Raw genomic sequence first — 24055 nt, 5'->3', positions numbered from 1 at the left:
CAGCGCCCTCATGCTTGAGTTACCATACCGCCCTTCCCCCGCTTGCCCGACTCGACACCAACAGGTCATCCATGCGTCTGTTTCATACCTCCGACTGGCACCTGGGCCAAAGCCTGCACGGCCAGGAACGCGACTTCGAACACGCCTGCTTCCTCGACTGGTTGCTCGGCCAACTGCGCCTGCGCCAGCCCGATGCGCTGCTGATCGCCGGCGATATCTTCGACACGGTCAACCCGCCGGTCAAAGCCCAGGAGCGCCTCTACGACTTCATCGTCCAGGCCCACGAGCAGCAGCCCAAGCTGGACATCGTGATGATCGCCGGCAACCACGACTCCGGTTCGCGCATCGAGTTGCCCGCCGCACTGATGCGCCGCCTGCGCACCCATGCCCTGGGCCGGGTGCACTGGCTGGACGAAGGCCAGCTGGACGCCGATCGCCTGTTGATCCCGCTCACCAACGGCCGTGGCAAGGTCGCCGCCTGGTGCCTGGCCCTGCCGTTCCTGCGCCCGGCCGAGGTGACCGGCCCGCAACTGGGTGACGACTACCTGCAAGGCATCACCCAAGTGCACCAGCAACTGATCGCCGCCGCGCAGAAGAAGCGCAAGAAAGACCAGGCGCTGATCGCCATCAGCCATGCGCACATGGCCGGTGGCTCGGTGTCGGAGGACTCCGAGCGCAGCCTGATCATCGGCAACGCCGAAGCGCTGCCGGCCAAGCTGTTCGACAAGGCCATCAGCTACGTCGCCCTGGGCCACCTGCACAAGCCGCAAAAGGTCAATCGCGAAGAGCGCATCCGTTACAGCGGCTCGCCGATCCCGCTGTCATTCGCCGAAATCAACTACCCGCACCAGGTGCTGGAAGTAGAGCTGGACGGCACCGGCCTGGTCAGCGTCGAACCACGCCCGGTACCGCGCGCCGTGGCCCTGCAACGGGTCGGCCCGGCGCCGCTGGGCGAACTGCTGCAGCAACTGGCCGACCTGCCGGTGATCGACCTGCTCGAAGACCCCAACCGCCAGCCTTGGCTGGAGGTGCGGGTGATACTGGACGAGCCGCAACCCGACCTGCGCCAGCAGATTGAAACTGCACTGCAAGGCAAGGCCGTGCGGCTGATCCGCATCAGCGCCGAATACGCTGGCCGCAATAACGCCGAAGACGATGACCTGGCCTTTGTCGAACTGGCCCAGATGACCCCGCAAGACCTGTTCAGCCGTGCTTGGGAGCAAGCCTACGGCAACCCCGCCGACGAACAGGTGCTGGCCGACTTCGCCCTGCTGTTGCAGGACGTGCAGCAGGAAGAGGAACAGCCATGAAAATTCTCGCCATCCGCCTGAAGAACCTGGCATCCCTGGCCGGTCCGATCGACATCGACTTCACCGCAGAGCCTTTGGCCAGCGCTGGCCTGTTCGCTATCACCGGCCCTACCGGCGCTGGCAAGAGCACCCTGCTCGACGCCCTGTGCCTGGCATTGTTTGGCACTGTACCGCGGCTCAATGACATTGGCCGAGAGGCCAAGGTGCCGGACGCCGACGGCGAAATCCCCACGTCAGACCCACGCAACCTGCTGCGCCGTGGTACCGGCAGCGGTTTTGCCGAGGTTGATTTCATCGGCATCGATGGCCGCCGCTACCGTGCCCGCTGGGAAGCCAATCGCGCCCGCGACAAGGCCAATGGCAAGCTGCAACTCAGCCGCCAGAGCTTCTACGACCTGGACAGCGAGCAGGTGCTGGGCAGCGGCAAGAACGAATACAAGCAGCTGGTCGAAACCCGCCTGGGCCTTAACTTCGAGCAGTTCACCCGCGCGGTGATGCTGGCCCAGAGCGAGTTCGGCGCCTTCCTCAAGGCCGACGACAAAGAGCGCAGCGAGCTGCTGGAAAAGCTCACCAACACGGCCATCTACACCCGCCTGGGCCAGCGCGCGTTCAGCAAGGCGCGCGAAGCCGGCGAGGTGCATAACGCCCTGAAAGACCGCGCCAGCCATCTGCTGCCGATGGCCGCCGAAGCTCGCGCCGAGCTCGACCAGCGCCTGGAGCAGGCGCAGCAGCAGTTCAAGGCCGACCAGGCCGGCGAACGCCAGTTGGAACAGCAACGCAACTGGCTGAACGAACAACGCCAGCTGCAAGCCCAGCACGCCGAAGCCGGCACTGCCCTGCAGGCCGCCGAACAGGATTGGCAACAGCTAGCCGAACCGCGCCTGGACCTGGTACGCCTTGAGCGCCTGGCCCCACAGCGCCACCAGTTCCACCGCCAACAGACACTGACCACACAACGGGCGCCAGTGGCAGCGAGAATCGCTGAACAGCAACAGCAACAAGCCGACCTGCAGGTGCGTACCCGCGAACTTGAACAGGTGCTGGACTCTGCACGCCAAGCGCTGGCCGACAGCCAGGCCCAGCATGGCGAAAACACACCGCGCCTGCGTCAGGCCTTTGCCGCCCAGGACAACCTGGCCCGCCTGGACCAGGAACTGGCCGCACAACGCAGCACCGGCCAACAGGCTGAACAGCAAGTCGCCGACGGCCAGCAGCAGGTGCAGCAGCTGGAAGACAACCAGCAGCGCAGCCTGCAGCAACTGGCCCAGATCGACACCGCGCTGGCCGACAGCCAGCACCTGGCGGGCTTGGCCAATGCCTGGCACGCCTACCTGCCGCAGCTCAAGCAGGTCATGCTGATCGGTGGCCGCCTGGCCAAAGGCCGTGATGAACTGCCCGGCCTGCAGGCCCTGGCCAGCCAGGCCAATGCGCACTTGCAGGCCGAGCGCGACGCCTACGACCTGCTGTTCCGCGAAGCCAAGGCCGAACCCCAGGCGCTGGCGGAGCAGATCGACCTGCTGGGCGGCATGCTGCAAGACAACCGCAAGCAGCAGCGCGCCGTCGAAGAGCTGTCGCGCCTGCATGGCCGTGAACTGGAGCTGCGCCAGCAACTGGATACCGTGCGCGAACGCCAGCAGCAGGCCATGCAGCAACGCCAGCAATTGATTACCGAAGGCACCGCCGCCAAGGCCGAGCTGGAAACTGCCGAGCAAGCGCTGAACCTCACCCGCCAGCTGCTTGAACGCCAGCGGCTGGCGCGTAATACCAGCGTCGAAGAACTGCGCGGCCAGTTACGCGATGGCGAACCCTGCCCCGTGTGCGGCAGCGCCGAGCACCCGTTCCATCAACCCGAAGCGTTGCTGCAAAGCCTGGGTCGCCATGACCAGGCCGAAGAAGACGCCGCACAGAAGCAGGTCGAAACCCTCAACAGCAAGCTGGTGGAACTGCGCACCCAGCTGGGTGTGGTCAATGCCCAGCTCAAGGACTACCAACAGCACCTGCAACAACTGGGCGAACAGCTGCAACCGCTGGTGGCCCAGGTCCAGGCGCACAGCCTGTGGCCGGCGCTCGCGCCGCAGGACGACAAGGCCCGTGGCACCTGGCTCGACAGCCAACTGCGGCGCCTGGACGTAGAAATCGGCCAGGACGAAAAGCGCCAGAGCGCCCTGCTCGCCCTGCAAAAAGACGCCGCCCGCCTCAACCAGCAATTGCAGGCTGCCTACGACGCGCAGCAGCAGGCCCAGCGCCATCTGGAGCAACAACACCAAGCCCTGGCCAACGACGAGCAGCAGTTGCAGCAAGGCCTGAGCGACCTGGCCGGCGTATTGCCCGAGCAAGCCCTCAAGGCCCTCAACGAAGACCCGGCCAATGCCTTCCTCGCCCTCGACCAGCAGATTGCTCAACGTCTGCAGCAACTGGAGCAACGCAAGGACGAACTGGAAGAACAGCAAGCCCGCCAAGCCCAGTTGGACAAGTTGCGCGACCAGCAACAGGCGCGCGTGCAAGGCCAGCAGCAGTTGCAACAGAAACTGGCTGCGCTCGACCAGCTACGCCAGCAAGCCCAGGGCTCGCTCGGCGAGCTGCTCGGCGAACATGCCAGCGCCGAAGCCTGGCAACAACACATGGACACGGCGCTGGAACAAGCCCGCGCCCTGGACGCCGACACCGCCCAGCGTCTGCAGGAGCTGCGCACCCAAGGCGTACAACTGGCCAGCGAGCTCAAGGCCAACGTCCAGCAGCAACAGGCGCTGGACAGCGAGTGCCAACAGCTGCAGGGCCAGATCGCCCAATGGCGCAGCGAGCATCCAGAGCTGGATGACGCCGGGCTTGATCGTTTGCTGGGGATGGATGATGCCCAGGTGAATGAACTGCGCCAGCGCCTGCAAAGCGCCGAAAAGGCCATCGAACAAGGCCGCGTGCTGCTGCAGGAACGTGAGCAGCGCCTGCAGCAGCACGCCGCGCAAATGACCGTGGACACCTCGGTCGAAGCCCTGGAGCAAGCCCTGACCGAGCTGCGCGAACGCCTGGCCCAGCACGAACAACAGTGCGCAGAATTGCGCGCGCAGCAGGCCGACGACCAGCGCCGGCAGCAGGCCCACCAGGCACTGGCGACAGAAATCGATCAGGCTCGCCAGCAATGGCAACGCTGGGGCCGCCTGAATGACCTGATCGGTTCGGCTTCGGGCGATGTGTTCCGCAAGATCGCCCAGGGCTACAACCTCGACTTGCTCCTGCACCACGCCAACGCCCAGCTGCGCCAGCTGGCCCGCCGCTACCGCCTCAAACGCGGCGGCAGTGCCCTGGGCCTGCTGGTGCTGGACACCGAGATGGGCGACGAACTGCGCTCGGTGCACTCGTTGTCGGGCGGGGAAACCTTCCTGGTATCGCTGGCCTTGGCCCTGGGCCTGGCATCAATGGCCTCCAGCACCCTGCGCATCGAATCGCTGTTCATCGACGAAGGCTTCGGCAGCCTCGACCCCGAATCGCTGCAACTGGCCATGGATGCCCTCGACGGCTTGCAGGCCCAGGGCCGCAAGGTGGCGGTGATTTCCCACGTGCAGGAAATGCACGAGCGCATCCCGGTGCAAATCCAGGTGCGGCGCCAGGGCAATGGCCTGAGTGACGTGGAGGTGTGTGGGTGATCCTCTACTCGTTCCGCCGCTGCCCCTGGGCCATGCGCGCGCGCCTGGCCCTGCGCTATGCCGGTTGCGCGGTGGAAATCTGCGAGGTGGCGATGAAGAACAAGCCGGCAGCGTTGCTGGCCTTGTCGCCCAAGGGCACGGTGCCGGTGCTGGATACCGGTGCCGGGGTGCTGGAAGAGAGCCTGGACATCATGCGCTGGGCGCTGGCGCAAAACGACCCGCAGGACTGGCGGCTACAGGCCGACCCTGAGGCCGCGCAGCATGCTGAAACCCTGATTGCGCGCAACGACAGCACGTTCAAGGCGCAGGTGAACCTGTACAAGTATGCCGAGCGTTACCCGGAGCATACCCGCGAGCATTACCGCCAGCAGGCCGAAGCCTGGCTGGCAGAGCTGGAAGGCCTGCTCGAAGGCCGGCCTTACCTGCTGGCCGATCACCCGAGCCTTGCCGATGCCGCATTGCTACCCCTGATGCGCCAGTTTGCCGGGGTCGAACCGCAGTGGTTCGCCGAGGCGGCTTATCCGCGCGTGCGGAGCTGGCTGGAGGGATGGCTGGCTTCGGACCTGTTCAAGTCGGTAATGGCCAAATGAGCCAGTACAGGACTCAGTGGTGCTGTTTGCCACTCAGGGCGGCATGGAAGTTGGCACTCTGGCGCAAGTACTGCTCGGTGTAGCTATGGGTAGCGGAGGCCTTGGCGCTGCTGTCGGCATGGGCATGTGCCGGCAGTACGACCGATGCGGAAATGGCGGATGCGGCAATGACCGGGAAGAGATTGAAGTTCATCTGGGCTGACCTCGACGGCGGTGGTTTGACGTTGGCCCGTTTGGGCCTTGGGTCAAACTTACGCCGCCAAGGCCGAACGCAAAAATTCATTGCGGCAGTATCGATTATCACGCTGATCGATATCACTCGATGAACTTCAGGTCCGAAGGTGCATCCTGCTTCAGCGTCTGCACCGTCTCCAGCAGCTTGCCGCTGCGCGGGTCGCGGCGCATCACCACGATCTGGTTGCTCTTCTGGTTGGCCACCAGCAGGAAGTTGTCACTGGGGTCCAGGGCGAACTCCCGAGGGTGATCGCCTTCCACCGAGCGGCGTTGCAGAAACGCCAACTGGCCATCGTCCTTGCCCACGCTGAACACCACGATTTCGTTGGCGGTGCCGCGGTTGCTCACGTACAGGAAGCGCCCGTCCGCCGACAGGTGCAAGCCTCCCGCCGCCCTGGCAGCAGGGCCTTGCTGTTCGGTCAACGGCAGGCGCTGGCGCTCGAGCAAAGCATCGTCCTTGACATCGAACATCACCACTTCGCCGCTCATCTCCAGCGTCAGGTAGGCATGCCGGCCCTTGGCGTCGAACAGCAGATGGCGGGGCCCGCTGCCTGGCGGCAAGTCTACCGAGGCCGGGATGGCCGGGCTCAACGGCTTGTCCACACTGGCGCCGTCGTAGCGGTAGATGAACACTTTGTCTGCACCCAGGTCGCAGGCATACACATGCTGGCCATCGTGCGACAGTACCAGTGAATGCACATGGGCACCGGCCTGGCGCTCGGGGTTGACCCCACTCGCCTTGTGCCGGGCCTGCTGCACCACGGCCTTGAGCTTGCCGTCCTTGGCCACCGGGATAACCACCAGGCTACCGCCGGGGTCGGGCTTGACCGCGTAGTTGGCCACGAACAGGTATCGCTGGTCACGGCTGAGGCTGGCGTGGGTCGGCTCGTCACCTTGGCTGGCCGCCTGGTTGAGTGGCTTGATCTCACCTTTGGCGCTGACGCTGAAGCTGCTGGCATGGCCAGCTGGGGTTTCATTGACCGCGAACAGCAGGCGTTGGTCGGCCGACAGCACCAGCCACGAAGGGCTGATGCTCTTCACCACTTGTTGTGGCGTGGGGTCGATATGGCCGGTCTTTTCGTCGAACTGGTAGCGGTAGATACCCTGGCTGGCGCCATCGGTGTAGCTGCCCACCAGCAACGTGGCGGCGTGGGCATGGAGTGTCAGGCTCATCAGGCTAGCGGTCAGCAGGCTCGTCCAGGTCCGGTTCATCTTGGTCATCATCCGGGGCGCGAAAGGCACTCATACAGACTAGCCGATGCTCACCGTTGGCATCGCTGAGTTGCCACTCATCACCGCTGGCGATGGCGGCGGCGACTTGCTCGGGGGTGAAGGACCAGCGGCGCAGTTGGCGGCCGTCCATGCATTCGACGGTAAGGCCGGATTCATTGGCGGTGAAATCGAAGGCGTGCAGGCCATCGATCAGGAGCATGTCGCAGGTTTGCAGGGCGGTGGTTAGGGGAGACATGGGGGGACCTGTTGAAGATGTGGCGCCATTATAACCCTGGGGCTGCTTTGCAGCCCATTCGCAGCACAAGGCTGCTCCTACAGGGCGTGCGCGGTCCCCTGTAGGAGCAGCCTTGTGCTGCGAATGGGCCGCAACGCGGCCCCCTGCGATTCAATGGGCGAAAATCGAGCCCCCCTCCTTGCCCACCATTTTTTCCGGCTTGATCAGGAACCGCGCCAGCGCCGGCAGCAGCCACAACGCGCCGAACATGTTCCACAGCAGCATAAAGGTCAGCATCAACCCCATGTCAGCCTGGAACTTGATCGCCGAGAAGATCCAGGTGCATACGCCAATGGCCAGGCACAACCCGGTGAACAGCACCGCCTTGCCGGTCGAGCGCAGGGTCTGGTAATACGCCTCCTGCAACGGCAAGCCGGCGCGCAGGAAGCTTTCCAGGCGGCTGTAGATGTAGATGCCGTAGTCCACGCCAATCCCCACACCCAGCGCCACCACCGGCAAAGTCGCCACCTTCACGCCGATACCCATGTAGGCCATCAGCGCGTTGCCCAACACCGAAGTCAGCACCAGCGGCAGCACGATGCACAGGGTGGCGGCAAACGAGCGGAAGGTGATCAGGCACATCACCGCCACGCAGATGTACACCAGGATCAGGATGGTCAACTCGGCCGACTTGATCACTTCGTTGGTCGCCGCTTCGATTCCGGCGTTGCCCGCCGCCAGCAGGAACTGCAAGCCCTCCTTGTTGTGGCTATCGGCAAACGCCTTGGCCACGGCGGTAACCCGCTCCAGGGTTTCCGCCTTGTGGTCGTTGAGGAACACCAGCACCGGCGCCAGCGAGCAGTCGCCGTTGTACAGGCCATCGGCCCGGGCGATGGAGTTGTTGAGGATGTCCGGGTTGCGCGACAGGGTTTCCCATTTCAGGCTGCCCTCGTTCATGCCCTTGATCACCTGCTTGGACACCGTCACCAGGGAAATCGCCGACTGCACGCCCGGGGTGTTCTGCATGGTCCACATCAGCTCGTCGATCGGCGCCATGGTCGAGTGGATCGAGCATTGCTCCGACGGGGTCTTGACCATGATCACCAGTACATCGGAACTGGTCGAGTAGTTGCTGATGATGAAGTTGTTGTCCTGGTTGTAGCGTGAGTCAGGGCGCAGCTCCGGCGCACCCTGGTCGAGGTCGCCGATCTTCAGGTTCTGGCTGTACCACAGGCCGCCGGCAAAGGCGACCAGCGCCAGCGCCACCGACACCGGCGCCACCTTGGCACTGGCGAAGTTCGACAGCAGGCGCCAGAACGGGTGCTCGCGGGTCGCGTCCTTCTTGCTGCGCTCGATGGCCTTCTTGCTGATGCCGACGTAGGAGATGGCCACCGGCAACAGGATCAGGTTGGTGAACACGATCACCGCCACGCCGATGGAAGCGCCGATGGCCAGCTCGCGAATTACCCCGATGTCGATGATCAGCAGGGTGATGAAACCCACCGCGTCGGCCAGGATGGCGATCATCCCCGGCAGGAACAGTTGCCGGAAGGTGCGCCGCGCAGCGGTGAGGGCGTTGTCGGCATCACTGGACTGCAAGGCGATGCCGTTGATCTTCTGCACCCCGTGGGAAATACCAATGGCGAAGATCAGGAACGGCACCAGCATCGAGTACGGGTCCAGACCAAAGCCCACCGCATGCATCAGCCCCAACTGCCAGACCACCGCCACCAAGGTGGTGATGAGCACGGCGATGGTGCTGCGGATGCACCAGGTGAACCAGTACAACAGCACCCAGGTAATCGCCAGGGCGACGCCAAAGAACATCGCCACCATCACCAGGCCGTCGATCAGGTCACCGACCTTCTTGGCGAAACCGACAATGTGGATTTTCACATTGGGGTTCTGCGCCTGGAACTTGTCGCGGATCTTTTCTTCGAGCAGGTGCGAGAACTGCTGGTAGTCCAGCTTCACCTGCTTGCCTGGGTCTTGCGGGTCGGGGTAACTCTCCAGCAGCGGTACATCGACGATGCTGGACTTGAAGTTGTTGCCCACCAGGCGCCCCACCTGGCCGGACTTGAGCACGTTGTCGCGCAGGGTGTCGAGGCTGTCCTGCGAGCCGTTGTAGGTGTTGGGAATGACCTCGCCACCGGAAAAGCCCTCTTCGGTGACCTCGCTCCAGCGCACGCTGGGGCTCCACAGCGACTTCAGCCCGGCACGGTCGACGCCGGGGATGTAGAACACTTCGTCATGGACTTGGCGCAGGGTCTCCATGTAGTCCTTGTCGAAGATGTCGCCGTTCACCGCCTCCACCGAAATGCGCACGGTATTGCCCAGGTTGGCCAGGTCGTTGCGGTGCTCCATCATCTGTTCGATGAACGGGTGCTGCAGCGGGATCATCTTCTCGAAGCTGGTGGACGGGCGAATCTGCGTGGCCTGCCAGAACAGGAAAATGCTCACCAGCACGCACAGGGCGATGACCACGGGGCGGTTGTTGAAGATCAGGCGTTCGAGCAGCGTGGCCTTGTCCTGGTGATGCGGGTGCATGGTGATGCTCTCCCTGCTGGTCATGGACGCACCTCCCCGGCAACCTGATCAGCCCCTTCGGCGCTGGCCAGGTGCACACCACCCTGCCCCACCAGCAGCAGGCCGCCGTTGGCCAAGCCACTGACGCCGGCCAGGGCGATACGGTCGGCACGGTTGTACACGCTGAAGGTTTGCCCATCATCGGTGCTGCGCAGCACGCTGCCGCCATTGCCAACCAGCACCAGGCTGCCATCTTCGACAAGCGTAGCGCCTGCCAGGCCGAATTCGAGGTTGCCGCGCGCGGCCTTGAGTTCGATCGGCTGCCAGCTGTCACCGAAGTCGCTGGAGCGGAACAGGTTGCCGCGCAGGCCGTAGGCCAGCAGGGTTTGCGCTTTGGCAGTGCCGATCACGCCGAACAGCGAGCCCTCGTAGGGGCCCTGGACCTTGGCCCAGGTCTGGCCATTGTCGGCGGAGCGGAACATGCCGCCCTGCTCGCCGACGATGAACAGGCCAGCATCACGCACCCGGGCGATACCGTTCAGGTGCAGCTGATCGGGGTTGTCGAGCCGCTCGGCCACGTCTTGCCAGTGCTGGCCGCCATCGGTGGTCTCCAGCAGGGCGCCGTAGGCCCCCACGGCAAAACCGTGCTGGGCGTCGAGGAAGGTGATATCGAGCAACGGGGCTTCACGGGCGAGGTCTTCGTATTGCTTGCTCCAGGTTGCGCCGCCGTCGCTGCTGGTGAGGACCTGCGCGTCATGGCCGACGGCCCAGCCACGCTTGTCGTCGAGGAAGAACACCGCCGTGAGCAGTTGCCGGGTAGGCACCCGGGCCTGGGTCCAGGTGCTGCCCTGGTCGTCGGAAAACAGGATATGGCCGCGATCACCCACCACCACCAGGCGCTTGCCGGCATGGGTGGCGCCGATCAACAGGCTTTGGCTGGCCTTGGCCGATTCGGTGGAATACTCATCGGCCGCGGCGGCCTGGGCACTGTCGGCCCACACCCCCAATGCCAATGCCAGCACTGCGCTGGCCGCCCATGGCCAGGCACCGCGCCTGGCTGGCGCCTGTAGCTGTTCCCTCATGACTGCCCCCTGTTGTGTTCTTGTTGGTGGGTCAATGCACTGCAGGCACTGCGAGAAGCCTGATCTAGAGGCCTGCAATAGCTTGAGGGGATCGTAGCGGGGATGTTTGCGCGATTACAACGGGCGGGGTGTTATGTTTTGTTGTCGGCTTTGAACAGCTGGGGCCGCTGTGCGACCCTTCGCGGGCACGCCCGCTCCCACAGGGGTCATGCGATTTCCTGTGGGAGCGGGCGTGCCCGCGAAGGGCTGCACAGCAGCCCCAGGATAAACCAGGCTTACGCCAGGCTCTTGCTCACCACTTCATACACGTCACTGGACAGCTCGCCCGAAGCCAGAATCCGCTCCAGCTCGCCCTTCATCAGGCCCTGGCGCGCAGCGTCATACTTGCGCCAGCGGGTCAGCGGCGCCAGTTGCCGCGAGGCAATCTGTGGGTTCAGTGCATTCAGCTCGATCACCAGGTCCGCCAGGAAGCGATACCCCGAGCCATCAGCCGCATGGAAGTTGACCAGGTTCTGTCCGGCAAAGGCGCCGATCAACGCACGCACCTTGTTCGGGTTCTTCAAGGTGAACGCCGGGTGCTGCATCAGCGCCTTGACCCGCGCCAGCCCGCCCGGCAAGGCGCTTGCCGCCTGCACGCTGAACCACTGGTCCATGACCAGCGGGTTGTCCTTGAAGTGCTCGGCAAAGGCTTCCAGCGCTTTCGCGCGTTCGGCTTCGAACGGCGAGTTGACCAATACTGCCAGCGCGGTCAGGCGCTCGGTCATGTTGTCGCAGTGCTCGAACTGCTCCAGGGTCGCTTCCAGCACCTGCGGCTTGCCGCTCTGCATCAGGTACGACAGGGCGATGTTCTGCAAGCTGCGGCGGGCAAAGTGTTCGGCAGAAGCCACATAAGCGGTGCTGCGCGACACTTCTCGGTTGGCCTGATAGCGCGCCCACAGGGCGTCGAACAGCTGCTCGGCGATCTGCTGGCGGGCGAACTCGCGGGCGGCGTGGATGGCGTCCACATCGGCCACCTGGCTGATCTCGGTGAGGTAGGCCTCACCCGGCAGCGAGAGCATTTCGGCAACCATGGCCGGGTCCAGCGACTCGTTGCCGAGCACGGTGCCCAGGGCGGTGATCAGGCGCTGGTCGAGCTTCAGCGCTTCGCCGCGCTGATGCTGGCCGATCAGCTCCTGCAACACCTGCACCGACAACTGCTGGCCTGCTTCCCAGCGGTTGAAGCCGTCGCTGTCGTGCTGCATCAGGAACATCAGCTGGTCGCGGTCATACGGGAAGCTCAGCTTGACCGGAGCGCTGAAGCCGCGCAGCAGCGACGGCAGCGGCTTGGCCTGGATGCCCTGGAAGGTGAAAGTCTGCTCGGCTTCGGTCACCGACAGCACGCGGCTGGTGCCCTGCGCCGTCGCTTCACCGGCCAGTTGCAGCGGCAGGTCGTTGCCTGCGGCGTCCAGCAGGCCCAGCTCCACCGGGATCACGAACGGCAGTTTTTCAGCCTTGTCCGGGGTCTGCGGGCAGCTCTGGCGGAAGGTCAGGCTGTAGGTTTTCGCAGCCGCGTCATAGGCCTCGCTGACGTCCAGGCGCGGGGTGCCGGCCTGGATGTACCAGCGCTTGAACTGGGTGAAATCGACGCCATTGGCGTCTTCCATGGCCTTGATGAAGTCGTCGGTGGTCACCGCCTGGCCATCGTGGCGTTCGAAGTACAGGTCGCTGCCCTTGCGGAAGCCCTCTGCGCCCAGCAGGGTACGGACCATGCGCACCACTTCGGCGCCCTTCTCGTACACGGTCAGGGTGTAGAAGTTGGAGATTTCGATGAAGCTGTCCGGGCGCACCGGGTGGGCCATGGGGCCGGCGTCTTCGGCGAACTGGTGGGTGCGCAGGTAAGCGACGTCTTCGATGCGCTTGACCGTGCGCGAGTTCATGTCGGCGCTGAACTCGGCATCGCGGAACACCGTGAAACCTTCCTTGAGCGACAGCTGGAACCAGTCACGGCAGGTGACACGGTTGCCCGACCAGTTGTGGAAGTACTCGTGGGCGACCACGCCTTCGACGCGCTGGTGCGCGGCATCGGTGGCGGTTTCGGCACGGGCCAGCACACAGCTGGAGTTGAAGATGTTCAGGCCCTTGTTTTCCATGGCGCCCATGTTGAAGTCGTTGACCGCGACGATCATGAAGATGTCCAGGTCGTACTCGCGACCATAGACCTCTTCGTCCCAGCGCATGGACTTCTTCAGGCTGACCATGGCGTGGTCGCACTTGTCGATGTTCTCGGGCTCGACGTAGATGCGCAGGGTCACATCCCGGCCGGACTGGCGGGTGAAGGTGTCTTCAACGCACCACAGGTCACCGGCCACCAGGGCGAACAGATAGGCCGGCTTCATGAACGGGTCTTCCCAGGTCGCCCAGTGACGGCCGTCTTCGGCCGGCCCGCTGCCAATCGGGTTACCGTTCGACAACAGCACCGGGTAGCGATGCTGCTCGGCGATCACCGTGGTGGTGAAAGTGCTCATCACGTCCGGGCGGTCGAGGTAGTAGGTAATTTTACGGAAGCCCTCGGCCTCGCACTGCGTGCAGAACATCTTGCCCGACTTGTACAGGCCTTCCAGTGCGGTATTGCTTTCCGGGTGAATCTTCACGCTGGTGTCGAGGGTGAAGCGTTCGGTCTTGGGGTGCACGGTCAGGCTGTCGACGTCCAGCTGGTAGTCAGCTGCGTGCAGCTCCTGGTCGTCCAGCGAGGCACGCAGCAGCTCCAGCTGCTGGCCATCGAGCACCAGTGGCGGCAGGCCGGCACCACGTGCCGGGTTGCGGCGCATGACCAGTTGCGCGTGAACCAGGGTGTGGTCCTCGAACAGCTCGAAGGTCAGGTGCGTCTCGTCGATCAGGTACTCGGGCGCCTGGTAATCCTTGAGGTAGATCACTTGCGGTTGTTCGGTACGCATGTGCAGGTCCTTTTTACTGGAGCACGGCCAACTGGTAGGCCGTGTACTTGCGAATATTGATCACACCGGTGTCGAAGATCAGGTACTGGCCCTTGATGCCCAGCAGCGTGCCTTCGGCCACCGGGTCCTTGTCGAGGTTGAAGCTGACGATCTTCTTCGGGTAAGCCTCGACCGGGTAGTTCATCTGTACCACCTCGGCGTCAGGCAGCGGCTGAATGGCCTGCAGACCAAAGCGCCCCTGCAGCTCGCGCAAACCTTCGGCGCAGGCGTCGAAGATCTGCTCGCGAATGGCCGGCAAGTCGAGCACTTCGGCATCGCCCTTTAGCAGCGCACGCCAGTTGGTGCGGTCCGGCACCTGGCTGCGCAGCACGTCTTCGACCAGGCCCGATTGCTGACGGGTGGCCACGCGCATGATCGGCAATGCCTGGCTGGCACCCTGGTCGAGCCAACGGGTGGGCAACTGGGTGGCGCGGGTGATGCCGACCTTGATCCCCGACGAGTTGGCCAGGTAGACCACGTGGTCGGTCATGCAGAACTGTTCACCCCACGACGGCTCGCGGCAGGTGCCGGCGTCGTAGTGGCATTTTTCCGGGGCCATGATGCACACGTCGCACTGGGCCAGCTTGGTCATGCACGGGTAGCAATAACCCTGGCTGAAGCTGGTCTTGGTGCGCTTGCCGCAATGGCTGCAGTGAATGGCGCCGAGGTATTCCAGGCGCAGGCGCTGGCCGATCAGCGGGTTGACCGGCACCTGCGTGTCATCCAGGCGGAAGCTGTATTGCACCACCGGTGCCTGCAGGCTTACCGCCATTTTGCTCAACGAGCCACGAGCGAGTTCGATCAATGTACCGAGTCCGACTTGAACAGAATGTTGGCGATCGGCGCGGACTTCGATGCGCATTCCTGCGGGCCCATGTAGCCGGTGCGCTGGTCTTCTGGCAGGTTTTTCATCTCCCAGGCGATGACCGCCTGCAGCGACAGCTCTTTCTGCTCGGCAGTGAGCTTGCGGCCATCCGACCATTTGCCGATTTCCACGGCCAGTTTCAGGCTTTCGTAGATTTCCGGGGTGATGTTTTCAATCATTTGCGCGAAAGTGGACATAGTGTCTCCTGATTCAAGCCGACAGTTTACGCCGGGCCAGCGCCCCACCCAAGAGCCCGGTCAGGCATCCGATGAGCAGCCCGCCGACGTGGGCGGCGTTGGCGATTTGGCCAAGGCCGAGGGTGCCGACCACACCGGTCAGGCACACCACCAGCCAGATCAGCATCATCACCAGCACGCCCTTGGGCAAGTTGAAGAAACGGTTGGGCGCCAGCCACTGGAACAGCCACACATGCCCGAGCAGGCCGTACAGCACGCCGGACAGGCCGCCGAACAGGCTTGGCCCGCTGGTGTAGTGCTGGGCCAGGTTGGACACCAGGCTGAACAACAGGGTCAGGCCCAGCAGCATCCAGGGGCCTTGGCGCAGTTCGATGCGTTTGCCCAGCTCCCAATACCACAGGCTGTTCATGGCCAGGTGCAGCACGCCGAAGTGCAGCAGCATGGGCGATACCAGGCGCCACCACTGGCCTTGGTCCAGGCTTTGCGCCAGCGGGCTGAAGTACAGGTAGTCGCCCTGGACGCGGAAGTCGAGGAAGGTGAACCAGCTGATGGTGGTGAAGTTGTCGCCCAGGCTGGTGAGGCCGGCGACGATGAAGCACAGCAGCAGAGTAAGGGTGGTGACCTTGCAGGCTTTGGCTTGTTCTAGCAGGGAGGGCTGTGTGGGGCTATTCGCGGCGGTTCGGCGCCCCGACAAGCCCGCTCCCACAGGGTCCTGCGCAAGTTCGAGGTCGGCGTTGCCGTCGGGGTAGCGCTGGTAGAGTTGCAGCACGTCTTGTGCGAGGGTGTCGGGGGCCCAGAGGACTTGGGCATCGCCCTCTTCGCTCACCCGGTGCGGCACTTGCAGGCGCTGCAACAGGTGAACGAAGCCGCTGAGGTCGACCGACAGCGGCAGGCGCATCACTTCAATAATGTTCATTGGTTGGCCTGCGGGCGGTCGACGTCGACCCAGACGAACTTGTGCGGGTCGATGCGGGTTTCATCATCCAGCCGGTAGGCGGCCAGCTTGCCGTAGAGCACGGCGCTGTAGTCCAGGCAGGCCAGGTTGGCGCGGATCGGCGCTGGGCGGCCGCTGCGCCAGTAATGGCCGACGAACAGCAGCGGCTCGTCTTCGTCATAGCGCAGCAAGGCGTTCTTCTGGCTGTGGCTGAGCGGGGTGCTGGCCACCGCCTCGGGCAGGGCATCGGGCTGAAACACGATGTCGCCGTAGGTTTGCGGGTCTTCTTCCCAGAACTTGGTGCGGAAGAACGCGCGGGTCAGGCCGTCACCGCCGGTCAGGGTCAAGCCATCCGGCAGGCGCATGTCGGTGCCGCGCAACAGGCGGTTGCACACCGTGTCGGCAAAACTGCCACTGACCGCCGAGGCCTGGATGAAGTGTTCATCGATGCGTCCGTCGGGGTATTGCTGGCGCAGCGGCTCGATCAGCCGCGGGTCCCAGCAGGCGTGCACCAGGCGGAAGCGCCCGGCGTCAATGAACAGCGGCAGTTGGTAGAACCAGTTGACGAAGTCGTGCCAGTCGCCGGGGTGGTGGGCGAACTGGGTCAGGGTTTCGTCGATCAGCCGGGCATGGCGCGGCGTGTGTTCACGGACATAGGCCTTGCCGCTGCCGGGCAGCGCCGGGGTCACCCAGCCCAGGGCGTTGTACTCGTGGTTGCCCATGATGCAGAACGCCTGCCCGGCTTCGACCATGTCGTGGACGATGTGCAGCGCCTCACGGATACGTGGCCCGCGGTCGACGATATCGCCCAGGAACAGCGCCTGGCGGCGCGGATGACGCCACACGCCGGCCACGCGCTTGTATCCGAGGGTATCGAGCAGGCGTTCAAGGGTCAGCGCACAGCCGTGCACGTCACCGATGATGTCGAAACTTCGCGCCGGATCGAACATCAGTCGTCCCTGCTCCCCAGGCGGCTGCCCCATCCCAGCTTGGTGCGGCAGACTTCGTAGTAGTTGTGGTCCAACGGGTGGATCAGGCGCAGCTTCTGCGGTTTCTTGCTGACCGTGATGGTGTCGCCAGGGGCACAGGTGAAGTGGTTCTGGCCGTCACAGGATACCTGCGGGTAGATCTGCAGGTCCTTGGACACCACGATCTTCAGCTCGCTGTTGCCATCGACCACGATCGGCCGCCCCGACAAGGTGTGCGGATACATCGGCACGATGACGATGGCGTCGAGCTTGGGGTGCATGATCGGGCCGCCGGCGGACAGCGCATAGGCGGTGGAGCCGGTGGGGGTGGCGACGATCAGGCCGTCGGCCTTCTGGCTGCAGACGAACTGGCCGTCGATGTAGATCTCGAATTCGATCATGCGCGTGGACTTGCCTGGGTGCAGCACCACATCGTTCAGTGCATCGCCCTGGCCGATGGCTTCGTGGTGGCGGCGCACCTCGGCCTGCAGCAGAAAGCGGTTTTCCACCAGGTAGTGACCGTCGAGCACCTCGGCGACCTTTTCTTCCAGCTCGTCGGGGCGGATGTCGGTGAGAAAGCCCAGGTTGCCACGGTTGATGCCCAGTACCGGGATGTTGTGCCGGGCCAAGGCGCGGGCGGCGCCCAGCAGGCTGCCGTCGCCGCCGACCACGATGACCAGGTCGCAGACCTCACCCAGCAGCTTGCGGGTGGACGTTTGCAGGCCATGGCCGGGCAGCACTTCGGCGATGGTGTCCTCGAGGATCACATGCAGGTGGCGATCGAGGAGGAATTTTTTCAGTCGGCGAATGGTGTCGAGCACCTGCGAGCTGCCAAGGCGACCGATGATACCGATATTGCGAAATTGCTCCATGGGGCTCCTGCGAGGCTCTGCGGCGGGTGACGATGGGCCGATTATGGGCGAAAGCACCGGTTAGCGGCAAACCGGCTATGCTCGCTGGATGATGCCATTCACCCTACTCCACGACCTGCCCCGGCAACTGCGCCACCCTGCGGTGCGTGACTTGGCCTGGGCCCTGCTGTCGCCGCCCATGCTCAGTGCCCCGCCCTGCCCCCAACGCCACCCGCTGGCAGGCAGCCTGTGGGCGCAGCAGCCGCAACGCCTTGAGCAGTGGTTGCGGGCCCTGGATGACGATGACCGCCCGCTGCGCGAGTGGCTGGCGCAACTGGGCAGTCGGCGCCTGGGGCATTACTACGAGCGCCTGTGGCAATTCGCCCTGGCCCACGCGCCAGGCATCGAACTGCTGGCAGCCAACCTGGCGATTCGCGACGCGGGGCGCACCCTGGGCGAGCTGGACGTGGTGCTGCGCGACCGCGACGGCGTGCACCACCTGGAACTGGCGATCAAGCTGTACCTAGGCCCTGAAAGTGGCGGGCTGGATCCCTATACCTGGCTTGGGCCAGGCTGTCATGACCGGCTGGGGATCAAGCTTGCGCACCTGGCGGGGCACCAGTTGCCCATGTCCAAGGGGCCGCACAGCCGCGAGGTGCTGGCGACGTTGGAAATCGAACAGGTGCAGGCTCATGTGTGGCTCGGCGGCTATCTGTTCTACCCGTGGCCTGGGCATGCCGAGGCGCCGGCGGGCGCCAACCCGCAGCACTTGCGTGGGCGCTGGGTGCGGCGGCGTGACTGGGACATGGCTGAAGGTGAGCGGTGGCAACCGCTGCAACGGCATGCCTGGCTGGCACCGGCACGGGTCGAGGCAGGCGAATGCTGGGCGCTGGAGCAGTTCGCGGCCTGGTTGCATGTGCTGGAGCGGCAGGCGCCGGCGCAGTTGCTGGTGAGGTTGGAGCAGGAGGCTGACGGCGCTTGGCAGGAGGTGGAGCGGGTGTTTCTGGTGGCTGACGGTTGGCCATTTTCAGCCGAGGCATGATGTTGCCTGTGTCGGCCTCTTCGCAGCACAAGGCTGCTCCTACCAGGGGCCGCATTTTACTGTAGGAGCAGCCTTGTGCTGCGAAACGGCCGGCACAGGCAACACAATTTTCACAGACCCAGCGCAAAGATTTGTTCCTGGTAACCCTTACAGTGGTACCTGAGCGCCAGCAAGAGCGCCATTCCGACCTGATGACGAGGACCGATCATGGTTTCATCCACCCCCGCGACCCATTACGCACGCCTGTCCATCGCCCTGCATTGGCTGATGCTGGTGCTGCTGGCCGCTGTCTACGCCCTTATCGAGTTACGTGGCCTGTTCCCCAAGGACAGCGTCGAACGCAACCTGATGAAAGACTTGCACTTCATGCTGGGGCTCAGTGTGTTCGTGCTGGTCTGGCTGCGCCTGGCCATCCGCCTGAGCCGCCCGACACCGCCCATCGTGCCCAAGCCGCCGGCCTGGCAGACCGGCCTTGCGCACTTGATGCACCTTGCGCTGTACCTGCTGATGATCGGCCTGCCGCTGGCCGGCTGGCTGATCCTCAGCGCCGCTGATAAACCGGTGCCATTCTTCGGCCTGGAGCTGCCGCACCTGATCGGACCGAACCCGGACCAGGCCAAGTTCATCAAAGGCTGGCATGAACGCATTGGCAGCTGGGGCTACTGGTTGATCGGCCTGCATGCCCTGGCCGGGCTGTACCACCACTACGTGCAACGCGACAACACGCTGCTGCGCATGCTGCCCTACAAGTAACCACGCCGGCCCTGCAGGCCGCCGGTGTGCACAACGATCAGGCGGGTGCCGGGCGCGAACAGCCCGGCCTCGACCTGATCACGCAGGGCCATCAGGGCCTTGCCCGTGTAGAGGGCTTCAAGCGGCACGCCAGTGTGCTGCTCGCAGTCGACGATGAAGGCCAGCAGCTCATCGTCGAACTTGCCGAAACCACCCCGACAAGCGTCATGTAGCCGGTAGCCATGGGTGCCAGCCAGTGCCGCGACCGCCTCCGGCACACCATGATCCCTGGGCACAGCCAATGCGCCATGCACAACATGTGCACCCGCCTCGGCCAGTACCAGGCCGGCCAGGGTAGTACCTGTTCCGGCAGCCAACCACCAGGCGTCATGGTCAGACCAGCCCAGTGTCGCGATTTGTGCGCGCGCCTGCTGCATGATCAGCGCGCAGCCCTGCGCACCGGCCAGCCCGCCGCCGCCTTCGGGGATGCAGTGCCAGCTCGGGTAACGTGCTTGCCAGGGCGCCCAGAAACCCGCTTCGTTGCGTGCGCGATAGCCGCCATAGCCCAGCCAGTGCAGTTCCATGCCCAGCGCCTGGAGGTCGCGAACGGTTGGTGTGTCCTGGGGCTGGCCGCGCAGCAGGCCGGCGGTGGCGAAACCGAAGCGTTTGCCGGCAGCGGCCAGGGCGTGCAGGTGGTTGGAATGGTTGCCACCGAGGCTGATCAGGCCCGGGGCATTGCTGGCGCTGGCCTGTTGCAAGTGATGGCGCAACTTGAACCACTTGTTGCCGCTGATCAGCGGGTCGATCAGGTCCAGGCGCAGGATGGCGGCTTCGACCTGGGCTTGTTGCAGCCAGGGCAGGATCAGGGGTTGCAGCGGGGCTTGGGGGAGGTCGAAATGCATGGTGCGAGTTTACCGTGAAACACCTCCATGCACGGAGCCTGTAGGAGCAGCCTTGTGCTGCGAAGAGGCCGGTACGGCTAGAGGCCATCTTCGGCTGCAATGGCCTCTTCGCAGCACAAGGCTGCTCCTACAGGAAATCTCAGAGCTCAGCCGCTAGTCTTGAGCCTTGATTGATCGCTCGCTTGGCATCCAGCTCGGCCGCCACATCGGCACCACCAATCAGGTGCACCGACTGCCCCGCCGCCACCAAACCGTCCTGCAACTCACGCAGCGGCTCCTGGCCGGCGCAGATCACCACGTTGTCCACCGCCAGCACCTGCGGCTCGCCATCCCCCACACGAATGTGCAGGCCGGCATCGTCGATGCCCAGGTATTCGACACTGTTAAGCATCTGCACCCGCTTGTTCTTCAACCCGGTGCGGTGAATCCAGCCGGTCGTCTTGCCCAGGCCATCCCCCACCTTGGACTGCTTGCGCTGCAACAGGTACACCTGCCGCGCCGGGGCATGCGGCTCGGCCTTGATCCCCGCCACGCCACCGCGAGCCTCAAGGTCGGTATCGATACCCCACTCTTTCCAGAAGGCGTCACGGTCCTGGCTGCTGGCCACGCCCTGGTGCACCAGGTACTCGGACACATCGAAGCCGATACCACCCGCGCCAATCACCGCGACAGCCTTGCCCACCGGCTTGCGCTCGAGCAGCACGTCCAGGTAGCTGAGCACCTTGGCATGTTCCACGCCCGCAATGGCCGGGGTACGCGGGGCGATACCGGTGGCCAGGATGATTTCATCGAAGCCGCCATCCACCAGCGCCTGTACGTCGACGCGGGTGTTCAGGCGCAAGTCCACACCTGTGCTTTTGACCTTGTTGCGGAAGTAGCGCAGCGTTTCAAAGAACTCTTCCTTGCCCGGCACCCGTTTGGCCACGTTGAACTGGCCACCGATTTCGCTGGCCGCGTCAAACAGGGTCACCGCGTGGCCCCGCTCGGCCGCCACGGTGGCCGCCGCCAGGCCAGCCGGGCCGGCGCCGACCACGGCAATGCGCTTCACCACACGCACGGGCAGGTAGTTGAGTTCGGTTTCGTGGCAGGCACGCGGGTTGACCAGGCAGCTGGTCAGCTTGCCACCGAAGGTGTGGTCGAGGCAGGCCTGGTTGCAGCCAATGCAGGTGTTGATTTCGTCGGCGCGGCCAGCGGCGGCCTTGTTGACGAAATCCGGGTCGGCGAGGAAGGGCCGGGCCATCGAGACCATGTCGGCATCACCCTCGGCCAGCACCGCCTCGGCCACTTCCGGGGTGTTGATACGGTTGGTGGTGATCAGCGGAATGTTCACCACCCCACGCAACTTGGCAGTGACCTTGCTGAATGCCGCACGCGGCACCTTGGTGGCAATCGTAGGAATACGCGCTTCGTGCCAGCCAATGCCAGTGTTGATCAACGTGGCGCCCGCCTGCTCGATGGCCTTGGCCAGCAGCTCGATCTCGTCCCAGGTGCTGCCCCCCTCGACCAGATCGAGCATCGACAGGCGGAAGATGATGATGAAATTCGGCCCGACAGCGCCGCGCACCCGGCTGACGATTTCCACTGCCAGGCGCATGCGGTTTTCATAGCTGCCACCCCAGCGGTCGGTGCGGTGGTTGGTGTGGGCGGCGAGGAACTGGTTGATGAAGTAGCCTTCCGAACCCATGATCTCGACGCCGTCGTAACCGGCGCGCTGGGCCAGTGCCGCGCAATTGACGAAGTCGGCGATCTGTTTCTCGATGCCCGCCTCGTCCAGCTCCTTGGGCTTGAACGGGTTGATCGGCGCTTGAATCGCGCTGGGCGCCACCTGACGTGGGCTGTAGGCGTAGCGCCCGGCATGCAGAATCTGCAGGCAGATCTTGCCACCGGCGGCATGCACCGCCTCGGTGACGATACGGTGCTTGTCGGCCTCTTCCTCGGTGCTGAGCTTGGCCGCGCCGGAATACACCCCGCCTTCATCGTTGGGCGCAATGCCGCCGGTGACCATCAGGCCGACGCCACCCCGGGCGCGCTCGGCAAAGTACGCGGCCATGCGCTCGAAACCGCCTGGGCGCTCTTCGAGGCCGGTGTGCATCGAGCCCATCAGGGTGCGGTTGCGCAAGGTGGTGAAGCCCAGGTCCAGCGGGGCAAGCAGGTGCGGGTAGCGGTCGGCGGCCATGGAAAGGTCCCCAGGTGGCGTGATCACGGTATGCAGGCACCTCACCGGTCGGCGGGGCCCGTCGTTTGTCTGTCAGCGACATTAAACAGCCGTTTGAATTAGCTCAATGATCAAAAATTACAAGTTAATGATCAATATGAACACCAATGGCGAGCCCAAGCAGCAGCACGGCTCAATGACTTGAGCGCTATAAAAGCCGCCTGGCTTGATCGCCAAACGGTCTCCCCGTGCATTTGCCAGGCAACGCGGCTCTGCCAGACTCTTCAAGCACGTCAATCATCCACCCAGGGAACGTGGCGCCTACCCCGTGCGCCCGGAGGGTTCGCTCATGCAGACAAAAGGATGGGACACCATCAGTATCGTTCGCCAGGACAGCGTGAACAGTGACCTGGCAGCCAGTTGGAAAACCCTTGACCACGAATTTTCCTACACCTCGGGCGAAGGCTATGCCTGCCACGGGGTGTTCGACTGCTGGTCGGTGATCAACGGTGGTGGCGGTCGCCTACTGCGCCTGCGCATGCCAATACGTTCCGGCTTTTTCGAGGCGAGCGGCACCAGCCGCTCGCTGGCCGGCGCAGTGGCCATCATCGAGGTCACCTTGTCGCTGCTGCCACAAGGCGACGGTCTATTGCAATTGAAGTCCGCTTTCCTGCACAAGGCCGAGTCCACTGGACAACTGTCAGGGGAAGAAGGTGGCTGGCTGCGGGGCATCACGCTGCAAGACCCTGACGGTACCCTCGGCCCTTTCGCCAGCGTGGTGCTGGACTGCATCTGCAATTACCTGGTCGAACAGCCCGGGCAGTTCACCCATACCTTCGCCACCATCAACTTCAGCAAGACCACCGCCCCGGAATGGGCCAGGCCACGCAAATGCACCTATGCCTACCTCGATTCGGGCTTCCTGGCCATCATGGCGGTCTGTACCGAACGCGATATCAGTGGGCTGCCATTGGATATCGATGTGTCGGGTATTAGCCAGGGCGGGCAGTCGAGCTATGTGCTGTCGCCACGGCTGGTACTGGAGCACCTGATACTGCCCGGGCTGCTGCAGCTTTATCAGGGTGCCACGGCGCAGGACTACCGCCTGGACAATACGCAAATGGTCAATATTCCGACCTTGCGCATGAAGGCCATCAAGTCAGGGGCGATCTGGTACACCCCGGTTGTTTTCGCCGGCTGCAACCCTGCCCGCATGCTGGGTGACTTCATCACCATCGATTATCAGGGTGACTGCGACCTTCACGCCGGTATCGACATGAAGTGGAACGGCTGGCTGAGGATGAAGCTGGTACTCGATGGCAGCACCATCCATTTCGTCAAGCAGTCGTCCGACTTCAGGAAGGAGGTGCATATTCCTTGGTACCTGGCCTGGCTCTCACCCATTGTCAGCCTGATCACCCACATCGTTACCGCTGTGATCTCCGATGACTTGATCAGCGCCATCGCCGCGCGTGGCGGCTCGGTCAAGGCCGATACCATCGATTGCGTGTCCTGGAGCAACGACACGCACACCGCTTCGTCGAGCTACCTCGCCGAAGCCCTCGTCATCAACTACGTGTGACCCCACCACCACAAGGAGCCGTATC

Annotated in this window: 19 protein-coding genes; 6 read left to right on the top strand and 13 right to left on the bottom strand. The window is 64.0% G+C overall.

The window, feature by feature from the left end; all coding sequences use genetic code 11:
* Window positions 1-71 precede the first annotated feature (71 nt).
* The 3 genes from ACNFBR_RS14965 to ACNFBR_RS14955 are packed head-to-tail and all read left to right on the top strand — an operon-like array spanning window position 72 to window position 5541.
* Window positions 72-1310, top strand: coding sequence for an exonuclease SbcCD subunit D C-terminal domain-containing protein (locus tag ACNFBR_RS14965; RefSeq protein ID WP_416735610.1), 1239 nt, complete (start codon window positions 72-74; stop codon window positions 1308-1310).
* Window positions 1307-4951: an AAA family ATPase gene (locus tag ACNFBR_RS14960; RefSeq protein WP_416735609.1), complete on the top strand. Its 3645-nt coding sequence runs from the start codon at window positions 1307-1309 to the stop codon at window positions 4949-4951. Before ACNFBR_RS14965 ends, ACNFBR_RS14960 begins: the two co-directional genes overlap by 4 nt.
* Window positions 4948-5541: a glutathione S-transferase gene (locus ACNFBR_RS14955; protein WP_416735608.1), complete on the top strand. Its 594-nt coding sequence runs from the start codon at window positions 4948-4950 to the stop codon at window positions 5539-5541. Before ACNFBR_RS14960 ends, ACNFBR_RS14955 begins: the two co-directional genes overlap by 4 nt.
* Before the next feature lie 13 nt (window positions 5542-5554).
* Here ACNFBR_RS14955 and ACNFBR_RS14950 read toward each other — a convergent pair whose 3' ends face one another.
* The 11 genes from ACNFBR_RS14950 to ACNFBR_RS14900 all read right to left on the bottom strand — a co-directional run bounded on the left by ACNFBR_RS14950 (window position 5555) and on the right by ACNFBR_RS14900 (window position 17638).
* Window positions 5555-5734, bottom strand: a complete 180-nt coding sequence (locus tag ACNFBR_RS14950) for a hypothetical protein (RefSeq protein ID WP_416735607.1) — start codon at window positions 5732-5734, stop codon at window positions 5555-5557.
* Window positions 5735-5856: 122 nt separating this feature from the next.
* Window positions 5857-6987 (bottom strand): lactonase family protein, encoded by a 1131-nt coding sequence (locus tag ACNFBR_RS14945; RefSeq protein ID WP_416735606.1) that lies wholly within the window; start codon window positions 6985-6987, stop codon window positions 5857-5859.
* A complete protein-coding gene (locus ACNFBR_RS14940; RefSeq protein WP_416735605.1) occupies window positions 6953-7243 on the bottom strand; it encodes a DUF5629 family protein in 291 nt (96 codons plus the stop codon). Before ACNFBR_RS14940 ends, ACNFBR_RS14945 begins: the two co-directional genes overlap by 35 nt.
* A 150-nt stretch (window positions 7244-7393) precedes the next feature.
* A complete protein-coding gene (locus tag ACNFBR_RS14935) occupies window positions 7394-9769 on the bottom strand; it encodes an efflux RND transporter permease subunit (protein WP_416735832.1) in 2376 nt (791 codons plus the stop codon).
* A 20-nt stretch (window positions 9770-9789) separates the two neighbouring features.
* A complete protein-coding gene (locus ACNFBR_RS14930) occupies window positions 9790-10830 on the bottom strand; it encodes a WD40/YVTN/BNR-like repeat-containing protein (protein ID WP_416735604.1) in 1041 nt (346 codons plus the stop codon).
* Between the two features lie 275 nt (window positions 10831-11105).
* Window positions 11106-13763: an aminopeptidase N gene (gene pepN / locus ACNFBR_RS14925; protein WP_416735603.1), complete on the bottom strand. Its 2658-nt coding sequence runs from the start codon at window positions 13761-13763 to the stop codon at window positions 11106-11108.
* Window positions 13764-13776: 13 nt separating this feature from the next.
* Window positions 13777-14607 carry a DUF2797 domain-containing protein gene (locus tag ACNFBR_RS14920; protein ID WP_416735602.1) on the bottom strand — a complete coding sequence of 277 codons (831 nt, stop codon included), beginning with the start codon at window positions 14605-14607 and terminating at the stop codon, window positions 13777-13779.
* Window positions 14604-14864 (bottom strand): YeaC family protein, encoded by a 261-nt coding sequence (locus tag ACNFBR_RS14915; RefSeq protein ID WP_003260154.1) that lies wholly within the window; start codon window positions 14862-14864, stop codon window positions 14604-14606. Before ACNFBR_RS14915 ends, ACNFBR_RS14920 begins: the two co-directional genes overlap by 4 nt.
* Before the next feature lie 13 nt (window positions 14865-14877).
* On the bottom strand, window positions 14878-15780 hold the full coding sequence (locus tag ACNFBR_RS14910) for a rhomboid family intramembrane serine protease (protein ID WP_416735601.1): 903 nt from the start codon (window positions 15778-15780) through the stop codon (window positions 14878-14880).
* Window positions 15777-16751 (bottom strand): metallophosphoesterase, encoded by a 975-nt coding sequence (locus tag ACNFBR_RS14905; RefSeq protein ID WP_416735831.1) that lies wholly within the window; start codon window positions 16749-16751, stop codon window positions 15777-15779. The genes ACNFBR_RS14910 and ACNFBR_RS14905 overlap by 4 nt, the downstream gene beginning before the upstream one ends.
* Window positions 16748-17638 (bottom strand): NAD(+) kinase, encoded by an 891-nt coding sequence (locus ACNFBR_RS14900; RefSeq protein ID WP_016485536.1) that lies wholly within the window; start codon window positions 17636-17638, stop codon window positions 16748-16750. The genes ACNFBR_RS14905 and ACNFBR_RS14900 overlap by 4 nt, the downstream gene beginning before the upstream one ends.
* Before the next feature lie 88 nt (window positions 17639-17726).
* On the opposite strand from ACNFBR_RS14900, the gene ACNFBR_RS14895 reads away from it, so the two are divergent.
* Window positions 17727-18659: a DUF1853 family protein gene (locus tag ACNFBR_RS14895; protein WP_416735600.1), complete on the top strand. Its 933-nt coding sequence runs from the start codon at window positions 17727-17729 to the stop codon at window positions 18657-18659.
* 207 nt (window positions 18660-18866) lie between these two features.
* Entirely contained in the window at window positions 18867-19412 is a 546-nt protein-coding gene (locus tag ACNFBR_RS14890; protein ID WP_416735599.1) for a cytochrome b, read from the top strand.
* Here the strand turns inward: ACNFBR_RS14890 and ACNFBR_RS14885 are convergent.
* A complete protein-coding gene (locus tag ACNFBR_RS14885) occupies window positions 19403-20293 on the bottom strand; it encodes a 1-aminocyclopropane-1-carboxylate deaminase/D-cysteine desulfhydrase (protein ID WP_416735598.1) in 891 nt (296 codons plus the stop codon). The genes ACNFBR_RS14890 and ACNFBR_RS14885 overlap by 10 nt on opposite strands.
* Before the next feature lie 139 nt (window positions 20294-20432).
* Window positions 20433-22469 carry an FAD-dependent oxidoreductase gene (locus ACNFBR_RS14880; protein WP_416735597.1) on the bottom strand — a complete coding sequence of 679 codons (2037 nt, stop codon included), beginning with the start codon at window positions 22467-22469 and terminating at the stop codon, window positions 20433-20435.
* 328 nt (window positions 22470-22797) lie between these two features.
* On the opposite strand from ACNFBR_RS14880, the gene ACNFBR_RS14875 reads away from it, so the two are divergent.
* Window positions 22798-24030 carry a TULIP family P47-like protein gene (locus ACNFBR_RS14875; protein ID WP_416735596.1) on the top strand — a complete coding sequence of 411 codons (1233 nt, stop codon included), beginning with the start codon at window positions 22798-22800 and terminating at the stop codon, window positions 24028-24030.
* The last annotated feature ends 25 nt before the right edge of the window (window positions 24031-24055 follow it).

This window comes from Pseudomonas sp. NY11955, assembly GCF_048068035.1.
GTDB lineage: Bacteria > Pseudomonadota > Gammaproteobacteria > Pseudomonadales > Pseudomonadaceae > Aquipseudomonas.
Note: the sequence above shows the minus strand (reverse complement) of the source record. Positions and strands in the feature narration are given on the sequence as shown.

Coding starts and splice junctions, on each gene's coding strand:
- ACNFBR_RS14875 (WP_416735596.1), top strand. CDS start 22,798: ATGCAGACAAAAGGATGGGACACCATCAGTATCGTTCGCCAGGACAGC.
- ACNFBR_RS14915 (WP_003260154.1), bottom strand. CDS start 14,864: ATGTCCACTTTCGCGCAAATGATTGAAAACATCACCCCGGAAATCTAC.
- pepN (WP_416735603.1), bottom strand. CDS start 13,763: ATGCGTACCGAACAACCGCAAGTGATCTACCTCAAGGATTACCAGGCG.
- ACNFBR_RS14885 (WP_416735598.1), bottom strand. CDS start 20,293: ATGCATTTCGACCTCCCCCAAGCCCCGCTGCAACCCCTGATCCTGCCC.
- ACNFBR_RS14910 (WP_416735601.1), bottom strand. CDS start 15,780: ATGAACATTATTGAAGTGATGCGCCTGCCGCTGTCGGTCGACCTCAGC.
- ACNFBR_RS14880 (WP_416735597.1), bottom strand. CDS start 22,469: ATGGCCGCCGACCGCTACCCGCACCTGCTTGCCCCGCTGGACCTGGGC.
- ACNFBR_RS14930 (WP_416735604.1), bottom strand. CDS start 10,830: ATGAGGGAACAGCTACAGGCGCCAGCCAGGCGCGGTGCCTGGCCATGG.
- ACNFBR_RS14945 (WP_416735606.1), bottom strand. CDS start 6,987: ATGAACCGGACCTGGACGAGCCTGCTGACCGCTAGCCTGATGAGCCTG.
- ACNFBR_RS14965 (WP_416735610.1), top strand. CDS start 72: ATGCGTCTGTTTCATACCTCCGACTGGCACCTGGGCCAAAGCCTGCAC.
- ACNFBR_RS14900 (WP_016485536.1), bottom strand. CDS start 17,638: ATGGAGCAATTTCGCAATATCGGTATCATCGGTCGCCTTGGCAGCTCG.
- ACNFBR_RS14935 (WP_416735832.1), bottom strand. CDS start 9,769: ATGCACCCGCATCACCAGGACAAGGCCACGCTGCTCGAACGCCTGATC.
- ACNFBR_RS14890 (WP_416735599.1), top strand. CDS start 18,867: ATGGTTTCATCCACCCCCGCGACCCATTACGCACGCCTGTCCATCGCC.
- ACNFBR_RS14950 (WP_416735607.1), bottom strand. CDS start 5,734: ATGAACTTCAATCTCTTCCCGGTCATTGCCGCATCCGCCATTTCCGCA.
- ACNFBR_RS14940 (WP_416735605.1), bottom strand. CDS start 7,243: ATGTCTCCCCTAACCACCGCCCTGCAAACCTGCGACATGCTCCTGATC.
- ACNFBR_RS14960 (WP_416735609.1), top strand. CDS start 1,307: ATGAAAATTCTCGCCATCCGCCTGAAGAACCTGGCATCCCTGGCCGGT.
- ACNFBR_RS14895 (WP_416735600.1), top strand. CDS start 17,727: ATGATGCCATTCACCCTACTCCACGACCTGCCCCGGCAACTGCGCCAC.